Genomic DNA, 13,447 nt, shown 5'->3' on the forward strand with positions numbered 1-13,447 from the left:
GACGACACATGAACCCCCACGGCAACGCTTCGAAACCCCGGAGTGCCCATCTCGCCCGTGCCCTCGCGGCCGCTGCGGCCCTGACGATCGTCGTGGCTCCGGCCGCGCTCGGCCTGACGGCGACGGCCGTCGCCGAACCGACCCCGGGGACATCCGCCCCTGGGACGTCGACACCGGGCACATCCGCCCCGGCCTCGGAACCGTCGACCGCGGACGGGGCCGCCCCCGCCGACGACAACGCGGGCACCGTCGACACCCGGGGTCCGGGACAGGCCCCGGGCGCGGTCTACGCCAATCGTGAACTCTCCCGGGCCCGTACGGTCAGCGGCGCCGCCTCGGGCAATGACTTCACCTACTGGAGCACCGGCGCGGACGGCAAGGCCCATCTCTCCTCCGGCGTGCTGATGGTGCCCACCGGGCGCGCCCCGGCCGGCGGCTGGCCGATCGTCGCCTGGGCGCACGGTTCGCGCGGCATCGCCGACAGATGTGCGCCGTCGACACGGCCCACCGCGGAGGACACCGAGGAGCTCAAGCGCTGGCTCGGACGTGGCTATGCCGTCGTCAGTACCGATTACGCCGGTGTCGGTACGCCCGGCACCCCGCAGTACTACGACCTCGAGGCCACCGCTCGCAACATCGTCGACGCGGTGCGCGCCTCGCGTGACATCGCCGACAGCCTGTCGCGCTCGTGGGCGGTCGTCGGCGAGGGACAGGGAGCGGCGGCCGCCATCACGCTCGCCCGGTTGGCCCCGACGATCCAGGGCGGCAAACTCGACTTCAAGGGTGCCGCGGCCAGTTCGATCCCGGCCCAATTCGGTTCGCTGGTGGCCAATCTCGGCCCGTCGTCGGCCGCGATGCCGTCCGGGCTGGCCGCCGACGCGCTGTACACGCTGAGCGCGATCCGCAACGCGCAGTCCGACATCGACCTGGACGCCTACCTGACCGACGCCGGGAAGAAGTGGATGACCAGGGCCGCCGCCTCGTGCGCGACCGAATTCGTCCGCGAGGTCGACGGTCTGGCGATCGGCTCGCTGTTCACCAAACCCCTGTCGGGGAACACCGAACTCACCGCGTTGCTCACCAAGGCGACCGAATTGCCCACCCGTGACTTCGAGCGTCCCGTCCTGATGACCCAGACACTGCAGGACACCTCCGTCGTCGTGCCGCTCACCCTCAAGTACCTCAACGACGCCCGGGCCGGTGACACCAAGGTGTCGGCACGCACGTACCTGACACTCGACGGCGCGCACTCGAAGCGTCTCTCCGACACCGACATCCGTGGGTTCGTCGCCCGAATCCTGCGGTGAATCGAGCATTCCGGATCGCCTATGCGGCCGCCGCCGCGACAGCGACGATCACCGGGTCCGCCGGTGGCCGGCGCAGCGCCGAGATCACCAAGCCGCTGCCGATCGTGCTGCTCGCGGCACGGGTGGCCGCAGGTGCTCGACGTCGCCCGGTGGCCGACACCGTCGCACTGGCGGCCGTACTCGGGTTCTCGGCCGTCGGCGACCGACTGATGCTGCGGGAGGAGTTCGAACACGACGACCCGGTGGCGAAGGATCGATTCCTCCGCAGGGGCGCAGCCTCTTTCGCGGGTGCGCAACTGAGCTACACGGCCGCGATGTGGCGCGCCGGCGCACGACCGTCGGTCCGTACCGTCGCACCGCGGGTGAGCATCCTCGCCGAATCGGCGACGGTGCTGGCCCGCCACCGTCCGGCACTCCTGCCGGTGCTGGGTACGTACGGCAACACGCTCGCGACGATGTCGGCGCTGGCGTCGGATGTACCCGCACCGCAACCGCGGATGCGTGCCGGCGGATGGTTGTTCCTGCTCTCCGATCTCGCGATCATCAACCGACGGCACTTGGTCGGCGATCCGCGACTCCGGGTGGCCGGCGAGGCCTGGGTGCTCGCGAGTTATTTCACCGCGCAGTACCTCTTGGTCGGCGGACTCGCCGACCGGTAGGTCACGCGACCGCGCGACCCGAACACGTCGAGTACTTCGGGTTGGTCATCGGGAAGAACGCGAGCGCACCGATCTTCTGCCGGATCGTGAAGGCCACGGGGCCGCTTCCCGGGTGGATGTCGACCTGCCACTTGACCGTGTACCCCCGGCCGGGGACCGTCGTGACACCAGTCCGTCCGGTGCGGAGATTCCGCCACGACACCGACACCTCGTAGGTGTATTCGAGTGCGACGCGCTGCGCGCGGTCGGTGCCGATGAGCGCGATGACCGGGCCGGGGAGGCCGTCGGCCGGGTGCTGGATCTCATTGAACACGTCGACCCGGACCTTGACCGTGCCCGCGGGCCACGGGTTGACGCTGTCGCACCGCAGCGTGGTGACGTAGTTCGCCCCGTGGTCGGCCGGTGCCGCCGCGGCGACACCGGTGCCGAACAGCGTCACCGCCAGCCCCATCACGGTTCCGACCACAATCGCGACCGTCCCCCAACCGATGCGCCGGGCCCTGCTGTTCCCGACGCCGACCGTGTTCTCCCCGCTGATCATGGAGGCAGTCTAGAGCCGTGCACGGGTGACGTCTGCCAGAATCGATCCATGCCGAAGATCCAGATCGCCCAGGAACCCGCGGCCGACGAACTCCTCTCCAGCGATTCGTTCGCCCTCCTCACGGGAATGCTGCTCGACCAGCAAATGGACGTACGATTGCACCCATGACCAGCCCCCACAAACTCCGCGCCCTTGTCGGCGCTCGCGTGTCCGTAGTCCAAGGTCCACAAAAGGTGTCCCACCTGGCGCAATTGGAGACCGCGACCAAGTGGGCCGAGGCCAAAGGCTACGAGATCATTGGAGCGTTCGAGGACCTTGGGGTGTCCGCTGAGAAGCGTCCCGAGGACCGTCCAGACCTCGGACCTTGGCTGTCCGAGGAGGAAGCGACTAAGTGGGACGTCATCGTCTGGTCAAAGATGGACCGCGCATTTAGGTCCACTCGCCATTGTGTCGACTTCGCCCGGTGGGCCGAGGAGCGACACAAGGTCGTCGCCTTCGCCGACGACGGCCTCACTCTCGACTACCGGCCCGGTGTCGATAAGGGCATCGACTCGATGATGGCCGAGTTGTTCGTCTATCTCGGTTCGTTCTTCGCTCAGCTCGAACTCAACCGATTCAAGACCCGAGCCCAAGACTCACACCGCGCGTTGCGCCAGATGGATAGGTGGGCATCTGGGGTGCCCCCGCTGGGGTTTAAGGTCATCGACCACCCGAGCGGCAAGGGTCGGGGCCTCGACACCGACGAGACCGGCAAGGCTCTACTTAGGTCGATGGCCAGCCGACTCCTTGACGGCTGGTCGTTCATCCGGATTGCGGCATGGCTCAACGCGCCGTACGCGGATCCCCGGTGCGATCCCGACCATATCCCCAGTTGCGAGTGCCGGGACTCTGCGGCGCTGACGAACATGGACCGGACCAGGATTGCGAAAGGCAAGCCCGCGAAGTCGCGACCTTGGACCGTGAACACGGTGATCGACGGACTGACCTCGCCGCGTACTCAGGGATTCAAGATGACCGGGCGCGGCAAGCAGGCGATGGTTGTACTCGACGCTGAGGGCGAGCCGATCCGGCTCGCTCCCCCGACTTTCGACGCGGATACATGGAAACAGGTCCAGGACGCCGCGCAGCTCCGAAGGAACAACCGCAGGACTCCGAGTGGATCGACCAACCCCATGCTGGGGATTGGCTACTGCGGGTGCCAAGGGTGCAAAGCGTGTGGAGACGGACCATGCGGGGCCTCGTTGGCCCAGCAGCGCACCCGGAAGACGCGAGCCGATGGCTCGGTCTACGAGGGCCGGTTCTACCGGTGCGGACGCACACCGCTCAACTGCAACGGAGTGATGGCCAAGGCTGATGACGTGGACTTTCAGCTAGCGCATGAGTACACCTATCACCTTGGACACGAGCCAGCCACTAGGCGTGTGTTCGTCCAGGGCGAGGACCACTCAGCGGAGTTAGACCAGGTCAACGCAACTATCGAACGGTTGCGGATGGAGTCAGACGCCGGCCTTTTGACGACGCCGGAGGATGAGACCCAGTGGCTCGCCCGGATGAAAGCCCAAGTAGCCAAACGCGATCAGCTCGCGTCGGTCCCGGTTCGTGCAGCGGGTTGGGTCAGCGAGGAGACCGGCCAGACGAAGCGCGAAGCGTGGCTAGCTGCCGACGAACCCGGAAGGCGACAGCTCCACATTGACGCTGGCTTGCGGTATGTACTCCGTCGCAAACCTGAGCGGAGCGGCATTGACAGGATCGAAGACTGATCTAGCGGCGGAGACTCGGACTACCTATCGAAGCCCATAGCGACGATAGGGCGAAATCGTCTCGCGTCCACATCTCGATCGTCAATCAAAGTCGCTCGTCCGCCGGGTTCAACGTGTGATCTTCATCACTCCGAGGCCCGGGGGGAACCCTCCATTTGGGAACTGAAACCTACGCAATACGACTCATTCTTACGCATTACGACACATATGACCGCTCAGCGTGATCACACGTGTGTGATTCACAAGTTCTTGTGTCACCCAAACTGTCGGACCCCAGGTGTAGTGTCTGCAGTGTCCGGAAAGCACGATGCCCCCGCCCTGGGGGCAGAACCGCCAGACGGGGTGACATCGTGGTTGCATTTCTGAGGTGCCTTCGCGACGTTACACCGGCTCAAACCAAATCGCCGCAAAATGAGGCGAGACGGTGGGGTGGGTCACAGTGCCCGGAGTTAGGAAGAGGCCCCATGGCTTCTCGTCAGACGCGTACGCGTCGCACTGTCACTATCCGCGTGCCGGTTCGGCGGGTCACTCGCGTGACCCGCGTTACCCGCACTATCACCGTGAAGCCCTCGAATGGCTAAGCGCGGAGGTAAGACCTCCATGAAGATCGGGCGCAGCGCCAAGACTGGTCACTTCGTGACCGTCGAATACGCGAAGAAGCACCCGAACACGACGGTGATTGAGACCGTCAAGAAGAAGTAGCCGCAGGTCTGGAGAGGGGTACGAGAGTGCCCCTCTCCACCTGTCTTTAGTAAGCCTCAGCCGCCCGCCGAGAACGGCACCCGGGCACGGGGTGGGGTCAGCTTCGGGACGAGCACGGCTACCCGTGAGTGCGAGTTCACGCCCAGGGTTTCCCACTCGTCGTCAGTGATCTCGAGCTTGCCGCTCGAGGACAGGTCAGCGCGCAGCATGTACGCGTAGTTGCCATCGGTCTCCGAGAAGTACCCCTCTGGGTTGCGGACCAGTCGCAGCACCGCATCGGCTTCGATGTCGACGACGTCGGCCAGGTCGATACGGCCGTCTGCGATTCGGCCGGCCAAGTCGGGAATCCGACGCACGATCATCCGCTCGACCTGAGCGAGTCGACGGTTGATCAGGGTGATGGTCTCCGGCTCAGGGTCTTTCGCCCAGAGCGTGGTGACGTCTTCGGCGGTTGCATAGGCCACTAGAGGTGTCCTCCTGTCAGGGTGTGTCGGTACATCTCCGACACCGGTAACCGGGTGTCGAAGTCGTCGGGTAGGGGTCCGATCACGGACCGGAACTGTTGGGCCAGCGCGGAGTAGTCGGGAGCTGCGGGAGCCGCCCGACTGCTGCGGCGTCTGGTCCGGGGCATTGCCTTACTCATCGGGTGTTGCCTCCTCGAAGTTGAGTCGCGCCAGGAGCGCCGCCAACGCGGCGCGGGCGGTCTGAGCGCCTGAGAACGCCGGGTGCAGCACCGGCTGTCCGTAGCTGCCCTTTGCGACGAGAGGGGCCTTATCGGCCTCTTTGTCGAGCCGGTCGATTGCGTCGGCCATCTTGCAGGCGTCGAACAGAATCCGGATTTTGTGGGGTTCAGCGTCTAGGTCGAACTCGTCCGTAATCGACTTCCACAGCTTCTTACCCTGGTAGCCGAGTCCCTTCGGCTGTCGCAGCGTCACGACGCCCCCTCAGCAAGATCAGCAAGGTACTCATCGGCTGTCCGCTTGCCCTTGGACATGTTCACGCTGGCGCAGCAGGGAACCAGGTTGTCGACGCGGTGCAGCCCTCCGCGTGAGAGCGGCGTCATGTGGTCCAGGTGCCAGTTGTCTCCTAGTGGCAACCCGGTGTAGTAGCACCGGGCGGGGTCTATCCCTTCGATGTCCCAGTGGGCCAACAGCTTCTCCGGGTGAATGCGATCAGCATCCCCGTCCCGGGCGACAGCACGGACATGACCTTTGCGTACTCGTTCGGCAAGCGAGTGCGAGTCCCGATACCGCTTGGCGATCTCGTGTGAGCGAGCGCGGTTAGTTGCGTTCCATCGGCGAACGCGCGCCGCGACCTTCTCGGGGTTGCGGCGCTGGTAGTCCGCGACCTGGTCGTTCTTACAGCCGCGACACGTGCCGTTGAGACCTCGGTATCCGTCAGCTCGCGGGGCGAATTGATCCAACGGCAGCGGGTCGGCGCAGGTGTTGCACTGCTTCAATCCTTGTTCGTAGAGCGCGTCACGGCGCTCGCGTTCGACGCGGGTGATGCCCGCCATAACTACTCCTAAGTGGTTCTATTTTCTGGGCCTAACGTGCGATGACCAGCGGGTTTATCGGCATTTGAGGGTCTAAGTTGCAGGCGGTTTTGCGGCCGGATAACCACCCGGTCAAGAACGGGGGGTAGAGGGGTAACCCCCCTGGGGTACCTAGTCGGGTGTCAGCTCACGGTGGGACGATGCACAGGTGATGCCACCACTCGAACCACTGGAACCGCCCACAGGCGACGTAGTGCCTTATCCAGGCGAGATCCTCACGCTCAGTGGTGATCGGTGGCTCACCCAAGGCGCTGAGGTAGTCCGTAGGCCACACGGTGTGCCGGTCGACGTTCTCGACAACACACGCGCGTACTGGGAAGGCAGAGCAGCCAAGGCGGGATACACCCTGGACCAGCTACTGGGGTAGGCCCGGTCAGCCAGAGCCGGGTCTACACCGGACACGTACTGAGCAGCTTGTGTCGCCCTTCCGGCTTGTGTCGCACCGTTCGGCAATACTGCGGGCATGACATCTGCAGCCAGCGACTATTACGCCGTAACCGATCAGGTCATCGAACTGGCCCGTGGCCTGGCGCTGACCGGCAACATAGACACAAGGGATGTTGAAGCCTTGTTGGATGTGTCGCCTGGCCTACTCACCCGCGTCACGACGAATCTCGCGTGCGCCGAGTACTTGCTAATCGCACAACACCTCGGGTTCAACCTGGCTGACGACCGGATCATCGTGGCTCTAATCGAGCCACTGCAGGAGTTTGAGATCATCAAGGCCACTCACTGTGAGACCGAGACCACCGTGCGGGACGTCATTCTCGGGATGCAGGCATTCACGAAGAATCAGACGACGATCTCCGAGGCTGTGGTCCCGTTGTACCGGTCTGGCGCAGCTTCGCCGAGCGCGCTAGTCCTGAACGGCGCGATGCCGGTCATCCACGCCCTCATGCAGAAGTGCATCTCGTTGGCAAGTGATCCATACGTGGTGGGCCTGACAGACGAAGGACGGGCGACCAAACTTGATCAGACGATTGCCAGCATTCGAACCGAGTTGTCGACGTACTTGAAGCCTCACTAGCGCCCCCGGGGAGCCGTCGGTGACAGCTCCCCGGGTTTTTTCAATTGCTACACAGCAGATCTCGGATCAGGCAGCGCCGTGCAGGCGCACGATGCCGGCCGGGTTGGCGAACCCGAAGCCGATACGAGACACCGCGCGGATCTGGGTCGCGTCCTTGCTGAACGCGGCATCCTTGGACTGCACGACCGTGGTGCCGAGACGACGGACGGTCATCACCTGAGTCGAGTCGAGCGCCCACGCGTTACCAGCGGAGACCGCAGGCGAGACGAGAGCGACCAGACCCGCGAGACGGATACCGTCGTCAACGGTCTCCAAGAGGCTCTGGTTCGAGCCGGTGCCGGTCTTGGCCTTCGACAGCGCCAGCGCCACGTCGGGGGCAAGCACGATGTGGGTCAGGGCGGCACCGTTGGCCATCGCCTGAGCCTTCGCGTCGTGGACGTAGTCCAGCGTGGTCCAGCCTGCTCCGGTGTCGACGACCTCGACACCCGCGAGCGAGAGCAGACCCGACGGGCCGTTGGTGACGGTGCTTCCGAAGAACGCAAAGTCGACCTTCTTGGCGATGTCGCGGGCGAGAGCCTGACCGGTCATCTGAGCGACAGCCGGATCGGTGTCGTCGACAGCCTCGTTCGAGAGCTGGGTGAGACCAGCCACCTTCGACGGGACCACGACGACCTCGTTAGTCTCGGGGTCGGTCAGGTCGATCTCAGTGTTCTCGGCGTACCAACCGGTCTCCGGATCAGCGACCAGGACCGGGAACCGGATCTGGTGCTTGCTGGTGTTGACGACGGTCGCGGCCTGGAAGGCGACCGAGGTCTCATCGACCACGGTGTCGATGAGCTTGCCGTAATCCTCAGGGGTGAAGGCGTTTTCGAGGGTGTTGTTGAGAACTGCCATGGTGTGTTGTCCTCCTATGGACATGAAAGAAGCCCGCGAGCGGTGGCCGCTCCGGGCTTGTGGTTTGCGGATGTCGCCCGATCACGGATCGGGGTCTTGGTTGCGGCTCAGCCGCTTAACGTGGTCGCTGCGGTCGTCTCAGACGCTTACGCGGCGACCGAAACTCATCGGGTGTGTTGGGCAACCGGCGTTGTGTTGCCGGTCTGGAACATCGACCCCCACGTCGGGGTCGGTGCCTCAGGCTTCGGCGGCTGGCCGGTGCCCTGCGACGGATCGAACGCGGGTGCGTTCTTACGGAGTCCGGGACGCTCGGCCAGGAGCGCGGCGACGTCGGCAGACACCTTCGCGGTGTCGACGTCTCCGGACTCGGTCAGGAACTCGGCCAAGTCTTTGCCCGAAAGCGTGAACAGATCCCCGGCTTGGGCCAGGTGCTCGGCTGCGACTCGCTCGATCTCAGCGCGTTGCATCCGCTCGATTCGAGCGGTCGCGGTTGCCAGCTCCTCACGCGAAGAGTCGCGCTCGGATCGGTATCGGTCCCGGGCCTCCCTGAGGCCCTGAGCCGGGTCGGGGGTACCCGGTGTACCTGAGTCGGGTAAAACTCCGTCTGCGTCGATCTGGGATCCCGTGGCAAGGGTCGTGGTCTGGTCGGTCATGGTGTGATCTCCTCTCGTCCACGGCGGTTGCCGTGGAATGGCGAGAGCCCCGGCCGATGTGGCCAGGGCTCTCGGTTAGTGCGGTTGTCGAACGAACGAGACGCGTCAGATCCGCGCCGCCTCGTTCGCGAACGGATCGGGAAGCGTGTAAGCCGGGTTTGGCGTCGCGGTTGCCGGGTTCGTTCTGGTGGTTCGCTTCTTGACCGGTTCCTGCCCCCAGGCGGGGCCGTTGGTCATCGGATCGGTACCGATACGGACCGGTGCAGGAATGGAGCCGGTAGGCGTGCCTCCGTTGCGGCCCTCCTCGCGGATGACAGGCCAACCCCCCTCATTTTCGAGGGGAGTCGAGATCTGGTTTGTTGCGATTGGGGGGATCGAAACCGGTGGACCCCCGAAGGGGTCCTCTATAGAACAACCCTTATGGGTTGTTCTCTGAGTAGGTGCATGAGTAGTTAGGCGGTCATCTGCGAGGGGAGTACTCCCCTCGTCCGTGAGGGGAGTAGACCTCATCTGCGAGGGGGGTTCCGTAACTCCCCTCGTTTCTGAGGGGAGTTGGTATCGAGCTGGAACAGACAGCCGATACAGCGACGAACGTTTGTATGAGTTGCCACGCTCAACTACGACAAGCCAGCCGGCATCAACGTTCTTCTTGATGTGACGCCGTACGGTCTCGACTGAGGAGCCCGTGATCTCGGCCAGCGTGCTCTGGGACGGATAGCAAGTCAGGTCTTTGAAGTCGGCGTAGGTCTGTAGCGCGGCCATCGTGGACCGCGTCTGCCTCAGGCTGGTATCGGGGTTGCGAAAGTACAACCGGGACCACTCAAACGCGTTCACGCGCACCCCAGCCGTCATCAGCGAGGCCGCTGGACCACGCTCGGACAGCGTCACGCTCAGCGCGGAAATCCTTGTACTGTTCTGCGGTGATTCCAGTGTCCTGCATCATCAGCAGAAACTGGTGATCAAACCCGACGCGCTCTCGCAGCGCGTCAAGTTCCTGACGTAGTTTGTTGCGTTCAATCCTGTAGCGCGCCGAGTCGGCGCGAAGTGCGCGGATCTTCTCTTGCCACTCGATGGGCAACTGATCGAAATCCATTGTTCCTCCTGGGTTGTCGCGGCACCTGGCCGCTTTGTTGTTGATAGAGCTGCCGCGATGTGCAGCCCAATCTCCTGCCAACGGCGTCTAACCGCTGGACTCTGAGCGAAGGCTCAGCAGGTCTGTTTGGTGTCCTCGAACACCCCGGCCGCGTACAGCTCTGCGAGCACGCGGGCTACCTCGGCAGGTTCGACGGGAACGCCGTTGTTCTGAAACTGGACGCCAGCGCGCTCGAATACGCGGACAACAGTCAGCGCGGCTGACTTGCCGACGCGGCGTCGCTTCTCGTTGTCGGCTCGGCATCGGCGGCAGAAACCGCCGCCGTCTCGGTCGGTCGATGATCGGATCTCGTGCCCCTGAGGGCACTTGTTGGCGGGCATCGTGCCCCCTTTCTCGTGAGTGCTCATGCAAATAGGTCAAAAGAACGCGGCCAGAACGCATCTGAACGTTCTGACCGAAAGATCAGGGAACCCCCGGTCTGCCTGAACATGGACAGACCGGGGGTGTTCCCCAGGAGATAGGAACCGCGTTGGCTGCAGGCGTACGCGTTCCAACCCGAGGACACGACCAGACCGTCGTGGTAGTTCCCCGGGAAGTCGAGCGGTCGGCGAGAGGAAAGGATCACAAACCCGAACCGACCGCTGAGGAGACCCGAGAACGGAAGGTCTCCGATTGCGGCGCTCTCCCGAACGGGATCAGGGAGCGGCACGCAAAGCCGCGCGGGAGGATCTAGCCCCCGCACTAGTAGGGGTATTTCTGTGACACCCCATCGGGCAGGTACTAAGCCCGTTGGACCTGCACCCTCTGACGCTTCAGCGCGCGTTCCTTACGCTTGCGAACGGTCGCGGCGCGGCGCTTGCAGTCTGCGGTGCCGCACCGCTTGGGAGGCCGACCAGCCTTTGGGCGGTACTCACCCCTGAGCCATTGTCCCCGGATCAGGCACCACGAGCACTGGCACACGGCCCAGTCTTCGGAATCAGGCTCGGCCCCCAGCTCACAAACCCACTCGCCCGCGTCAGGCATAGGCAGGCTCTCCCCGCAGATCTCGCAGCGAGTCGCCCAGGTCGTCTTAGGGCGACTGTCGACATCGCGGATTTGGTAGCCGTGTCCCGAGTTGAGCAGGTCCCCCACGAGATCCGGGTTACCCGGTCGCACCCCGCGACCTTTGATCCCGGGGTCGTCTTCTGACCCGAACCAGAGGTCGTTGAACTCGGTATCTCGGTCAGTCCCGAGCGCGATCAGCGGATCATCGGTGCGTATTCCGGCCGACGGGTGAACGTCCGCATCGGTGAGGGCGACGCTCCCTAGCTGTGGCAAGAAGTCGTCTGCAGCGGCGCTCACGCCGCCCCCGCGTTACGGGCGTGCGGTCGCACATAGACGGACACCTCGGTCGCGCCGTACATAAACCCGGGGTTATCGAAGGTCTCGCGCGTCGCCAAGACCAGGCCGTGATCCTCAATGTGCTTTCGCACTGGCTGGTCCATCCGGTGTTCTCGTCGGACAAGCGGACTTCTCGCCACTTCCACTCGGTTGCTGTCGCCGCTGGCGACCAGGCAGCACGGACGGACTACCCCGAAGGGCGGCAGAGAGGCGGCGTTATCCGCCTCCCCGCGCCCGATCACCGACCATCCCATTTTGCGGATACGACCTTGCCGCGCTCAGCTTCTGCCCGGTTGATCATCTTGACGATCCGGTCCCAGTCCTCGGGCGCGAAATGGTACGAGGTGCTGTGTCCGACTTCGTCTGGCACACCGAGCGTGACTTCTCCGGTGGTGAAGTCGATACCTAGGCCTACCTTGCCGATGCTGGCGTGTAGCTCAGCATCCCCCAGGACCTGAACTTCTCTGTCGTAGTTGGTCATTCGTTCTCTTCCGTGTGTGGCAGCTTGCCCGCTGCCTGGGTCGACCCGTCTGGGTCTCCGCCATCTCTGACCCTTTCAGGTTCTCATACGGTTCATACGGTGTCAAATCGTACGGTACTGGTGTACCGTCGAAGTATGCAGATCGAGACACTGAACACGCCCTACGTCATCGAAAAGGGTGAGGTAAATGGCCAAGTTGTACAGCTGACCATCCGCGCCGTCGAAGGAGCGGCCCTTGGCTACGACGAGGTCAAAGAGGCGACGGGCCGACTGCTCGACTACTTCAGACGGTCAACTCATACGGATAAACCGTCTGACGACGCGACGTCGCACAACGCTGCTGAGGCCGTGCACGAACTGGTCGCGGCGTACACGGAGGGCAAAGGCCGAGTGTCGGACGAGTACCTGGTCCGACTCGCTGCCGCTTATGAGGCGTTGGTACCCGAGGGGCGTGGTGTCTCGGCGAAGCTCGCCAGCTACCTCGGAAAGCCGGTGCCGACCGTGAAGGGGCACATCATGCGTGCACGGAAAGAGGGGTACCTCAGCGAGGCGTTCGACGGTCGCGAAGGCGGCGAGCTGACAGAGCCAGCTCGCAAATTGCTAGGGGAACTAGCTCACGTCTCAATCTCCCTGAGGCCCGAATCTCGCGCCAAGCTTCGCGAGGACATTCGGAAGCTTGAAGAGGAGTAGAACCGTAAGCTCATCCGCATGGACGCCAAGCTCTGTATTGCCCAGGACCCGGAAGCGGATGCACTCATCTCCAGAGACCCGTTCGCACTGCTCACTGGCATGCTTCTTGATCAGCAGATCCGCCTAGAGGTGGCGTTCTTGGGGCCGCTGAAGATCCTTCAACGCATGGAGGCCGGCGGTTTACAAGGTGTTGGCACATCTCAGCAGTTCCCGATGGAGCGGGCGTTCGCCGGGCCGGCCAAGATCCGCGATCGGTTCGGCACGATGGACCCGGTCGAGATCGCCGACGCCGACCCCGAGGCGTTCGCCGACCTGTGCGCCACACCCCCGGCCATCCACCGCTACGGACGCTCGATGGCCGGTCGGGTCCAGGCACTCGCGAAGGTCGTCGCCGAGGAGTACGGCGGGGATGCCGCGCGCATCTGGACCGAGGCCTCCGACGGTGCGGACCTGATGAAGCGGCTGCGCGCACTGCCCGGGTTCGGCGACCAGAAGGCCAAGATCTTCGTCGCCCTGGTCGCCAAGCAACTCGACGTCAAACCGTCCGGCTGGACCAAGGTCGCCGGGGATTACAGCAAGAAGGGATTCCGCTCGGTCGCCGACGTCACCGGCCCGGAGTCGCTGCAGAAGGTCCGCGACTTCAAGAAGGCGGCAAAAGCCGCGAAGGCCGCGCAGGCCTCGGGCACCGACTCCTAGCAGCGACAC

At 64.2% G+C, this 13,447-nt stretch carries 18 protein-coding genes and 1 pseudogene; 7 read left to right on the top strand and 12 right to left on the bottom strand.

Annotation, left to right across the window (positions count from 1 at the left end):
• Positions 1-8: 8 nt before the first annotated feature.
• Positions 9-1,307, top strand: a complete 1,299-nt coding sequence (locus tag KTR9_RS18200) for an alpha/beta hydrolase family protein (protein WP_014927587.1) — start codon at positions 9-11, stop codon at positions 1,305-1,307.
• Positions 1,304-1,966, top strand: coding sequence for a lysoplasmalogenase (locus KTR9_RS18205; protein WP_014927588.1), 663 nt, complete (start codon positions 1,304-1,306; stop codon positions 1,964-1,966). Before KTR9_RS18200 ends, KTR9_RS18205 begins: the two co-directional genes overlap by 4 nt.
• A gap of 1 nt (position 1,967) precedes the next feature.
• Here KTR9_RS18205 and KTR9_RS18210 read toward each other — a convergent pair whose 3' ends face one another.
• Positions 1,968-2,507, bottom strand: a complete 540-nt coding sequence (locus KTR9_RS18210; RefSeq protein WP_014927589.1) for a hypothetical protein — start codon at positions 2,505-2,507, stop codon at positions 1,968-1,970.
• Between the two features lie 48 nt (positions 2,508-2,555).
• Between KTR9_RS18210 and KTR9_RS27380 the strand changes: the two are divergent.
• Positions 2,556-2,651: pseudogene (locus tag KTR9_RS27380) on the top strand (HhH-GPD-type base excision DNA repair protein); the annotation flags it as partial.
• A gap of 20 nt (positions 2,652-2,671) precedes the next feature.
• Positions 2,672-4,267, top strand: a complete 1,596-nt coding sequence (locus KTR9_RS18215) for a recombinase family protein (RefSeq protein ID WP_014927590.1) — start codon at positions 2,672-2,674, stop codon at positions 4,265-4,267.
• 758 nt (positions 4,268-5,025) lie between these two features.
• Here KTR9_RS18215 and KTR9_RS18220 read toward each other — a convergent pair.
• Genes KTR9_RS18220 through KTR9_RS18230 form a run of 4 tightly spaced genes read right to left on the bottom strand, consistent with a single transcriptional unit; the run spans position 5,026 to position 6,485 of the window.
• Complete coding sequence (locus tag KTR9_RS18220; protein WP_014927591.1) at positions 5,026-5,433, bottom strand: Gp19/Gp15/Gp42 family protein; 408 nt, start codon at positions 5,431-5,433, stop codon at positions 5,026-5,028.
• Positions 5,433-5,612 (bottom strand): hypothetical protein, encoded by a 180-nt coding sequence (locus tag KTR9_RS27385; protein WP_148281210.1) that lies wholly within the window; start codon positions 5,610-5,612, stop codon positions 5,433-5,435. Before KTR9_RS27385 ends, KTR9_RS18220 begins: the two co-directional genes overlap by 1 nt.
• On the bottom strand, positions 5,605-5,904 hold the full coding sequence (locus KTR9_RS18225; RefSeq protein WP_014927592.1) for a hypothetical protein: 300 nt from the start codon (positions 5,902-5,904) through the stop codon (positions 5,605-5,607). Before KTR9_RS18225 ends, KTR9_RS27385 begins: the two co-directional genes overlap by 8 nt.
• Positions 5,901-6,485 carry an HNH endonuclease gene (locus tag KTR9_RS18230; RefSeq protein WP_014927593.1) on the bottom strand — a complete coding sequence of 195 codons (585 nt, stop codon included), beginning with the start codon at positions 6,483-6,485 and terminating at the stop codon, positions 5,901-5,903. The genes KTR9_RS18225 and KTR9_RS18230 overlap by 4 nt, the downstream gene beginning before the upstream one ends.
• A 502-nt stretch (positions 6,486-6,987) precedes the next feature.
• On the opposite strand from KTR9_RS18230, the gene KTR9_RS18240 reads away from it, so the two are divergent.
• Positions 6,988-7,551, top strand: a complete 564-nt coding sequence (locus tag KTR9_RS18240; protein ID WP_014927594.1) for a hypothetical protein — start codon at positions 6,988-6,990, stop codon at positions 7,549-7,551.
• Between the two features lie 66 nt (positions 7,552-7,617).
• On the opposite strand, the gene KTR9_RS18245 is transcribed toward KTR9_RS18240, so the two are convergent.
• From KTR9_RS18245 to KTR9_RS18275, 7 genes are all read right to left on the bottom strand, one after another.
• On the bottom strand, positions 7,618-8,445 hold the full coding sequence (locus KTR9_RS18245) for a phage major capsid protein (protein ID WP_014927595.1): 828 nt from the start codon (positions 8,443-8,445) through the stop codon (positions 7,618-7,620).
• Positions 8,446-8,609: 164 nt separating this feature from the next.
• Positions 8,610-8,912 (bottom strand): hypothetical protein, encoded by a 303-nt coding sequence (locus tag KTR9_RS28000; protein WP_238553928.1) that lies wholly within the window; start codon positions 8,910-8,912, stop codon positions 8,610-8,612.
• A 291-nt stretch (positions 8,913-9,203) separates the two neighbouring features.
• Positions 9,204-9,950 carry a helix-turn-helix domain-containing protein gene (locus tag KTR9_RS28290; protein ID WP_083888985.1) on the bottom strand — a complete coding sequence of 249 codons (747 nt, stop codon included), beginning with the start codon at positions 9,948-9,950 and terminating at the stop codon, positions 9,204-9,206.
• Positions 9,919-10,191 (bottom strand): hypothetical protein, encoded by a 273-nt coding sequence (locus KTR9_RS18255; RefSeq protein ID WP_044507034.1) that lies wholly within the window; start codon positions 10,189-10,191, stop codon positions 9,919-9,921. Before KTR9_RS18255 ends, KTR9_RS28290 begins: the two co-directional genes overlap by 32 nt.
• A 113-nt stretch (positions 10,192-10,304) precedes the next feature.
• The gene (locus KTR9_RS18260; protein WP_238553930.1) at positions 10,305-10,598 is read right to left on the bottom strand and encodes a hypothetical protein; all 294 of its coding nucleotides are present in this window, start codon (positions 10,596-10,598) and stop codon (positions 10,305-10,307) included.
• A gap of 930 nt (positions 10,599-11,528) precedes the next feature.
• Positions 11,529-11,825, bottom strand: coding sequence for a hypothetical protein (locus tag KTR9_RS28150; RefSeq protein WP_014927601.1), 297 nt, complete (start codon positions 11,823-11,825; stop codon positions 11,529-11,531).
• The gene (locus KTR9_RS18275) at positions 11,810-12,052 is read right to left on the bottom strand and encodes a hypothetical protein (protein ID WP_014927602.1); all 243 of its coding nucleotides are present in this window, start codon (positions 12,050-12,052) and stop codon (positions 11,810-11,812) included. Before KTR9_RS18275 ends, KTR9_RS28150 begins: the two co-directional genes overlap by 16 nt.
• Before the next feature lie 135 nt (positions 12,053-12,187).
• Between KTR9_RS18275 and KTR9_RS18280 the strand changes: the two genes are divergently transcribed.
• Both KTR9_RS18280 and KTR9_RS18285 read left to right on the top strand, forming a co-directional pair.
• Positions 12,188-12,742, top strand: a complete 555-nt coding sequence (locus KTR9_RS18280) for a hypothetical protein (RefSeq protein WP_014927603.1) — start codon at positions 12,188-12,190, stop codon at positions 12,740-12,742.
• Between the two features lie 18 nt (positions 12,743-12,760).
• Positions 12,761-13,438, top strand: coding sequence for an HhH-GPD-type base excision DNA repair protein (locus KTR9_RS18285; protein WP_014927604.1), 678 nt, complete (start codon positions 12,761-12,763; stop codon positions 13,436-13,438).
• Positions 13,439-13,447 lie beyond the last annotated feature (9 nt).

This window comes from Gordonia sp. KTR9 (assembly GCF_000143885.2).
In the GTDB taxonomy this organism is placed as follows: Bacteria; Actinomycetota; Actinomycetes; order Mycobacteriales; family Mycobacteriaceae; genus Gordonia.

Coding starts and splice junctions, on each gene's coding strand:
- KTR9_RS18200 (WP_014927587.1), top strand. CDS start 9: ATGAACCCCCACGGCAACGCTTCGAAACCCCGGAGTGCCCATCTCGCC.
- KTR9_RS18210 (WP_014927589.1), bottom strand. CDS start 2,507: ATGATCAGCGGGGAGAACACGGTCGGCGTCGGGAACAGCAGGGCCCGG.
- KTR9_RS18215 (WP_014927590.1), top strand. CDS start 2,672: ATGACCAGCCCCCACAAACTCCGCGCCCTTGTCGGCGCTCGCGTGTCC.
- KTR9_RS27385 (WP_148281210.1), bottom strand. CDS start 5,612: ATGAGTAAGGCAATGCCCCGGACCAGACGCCGCAGCAGTCGGGCGGCT.
- KTR9_RS18230 (WP_014927593.1), bottom strand. CDS start 6,485: ATGGCGGGCATCACCCGCGTCGAACGCGAGCGCCGTGACGCGCTCTAC.
- KTR9_RS18240 (WP_014927594.1), top strand. CDS start 6,988: ATGACATCTGCAGCCAGCGACTATTACGCCGTAACCGATCAGGTCATC.
- KTR9_RS18245 (WP_014927595.1), bottom strand. CDS start 8,445: ATGGCAGTTCTCAACAACACCCTCGAAAACGCCTTCACCCCTGAGGAT.
- KTR9_RS28000 (WP_238553928.1), bottom strand. CDS start 8,912: ATGCAACGCGCTGAGATCGAGCGAGTCGCAGCCGAGCACCTGGCCCAA.
- KTR9_RS28290 (WP_083888985.1), bottom strand. CDS start 9,950: ATGACGGCTGGGGTGCGCGTGAACGCGTTTGAGTGGTCCCGGTTGTAC.
- KTR9_RS18255 (WP_044507034.1), bottom strand. CDS start 10,191: ATGGATTTCGATCAGTTGCCCATCGAGTGGCAAGAGAAGATCCGCGCA.
- KTR9_RS18260 (WP_238553930.1), bottom strand. CDS start 10,598: ATGAGCACTCACGAGAAAGGGGGCACGATGCCCGCCAACAAGTGCCCT.
- KTR9_RS28150 (WP_014927601.1), bottom strand. CDS start 11,825: ATGGGATGGTCGGTGATCGGGCGCGGGGAGGCGGATAACGCCGCCTCT.
- KTR9_RS18275 (WP_014927602.1), bottom strand. CDS start 12,052: ATGACCAACTACGACAGAGAAGTTCAGGTCCTGGGGGATGCTGAGCTA.
- KTR9_RS18280 (WP_014927603.1), top strand. CDS start 12,188: ATGCAGATCGAGACACTGAACACGCCCTACGTCATCGAAAAGGGTGAG.
- KTR9_RS18285 (WP_014927604.1), top strand. CDS start 12,761: ATGGACGCCAAGCTCTGTATTGCCCAGGACCCGGAAGCGGATGCACTC.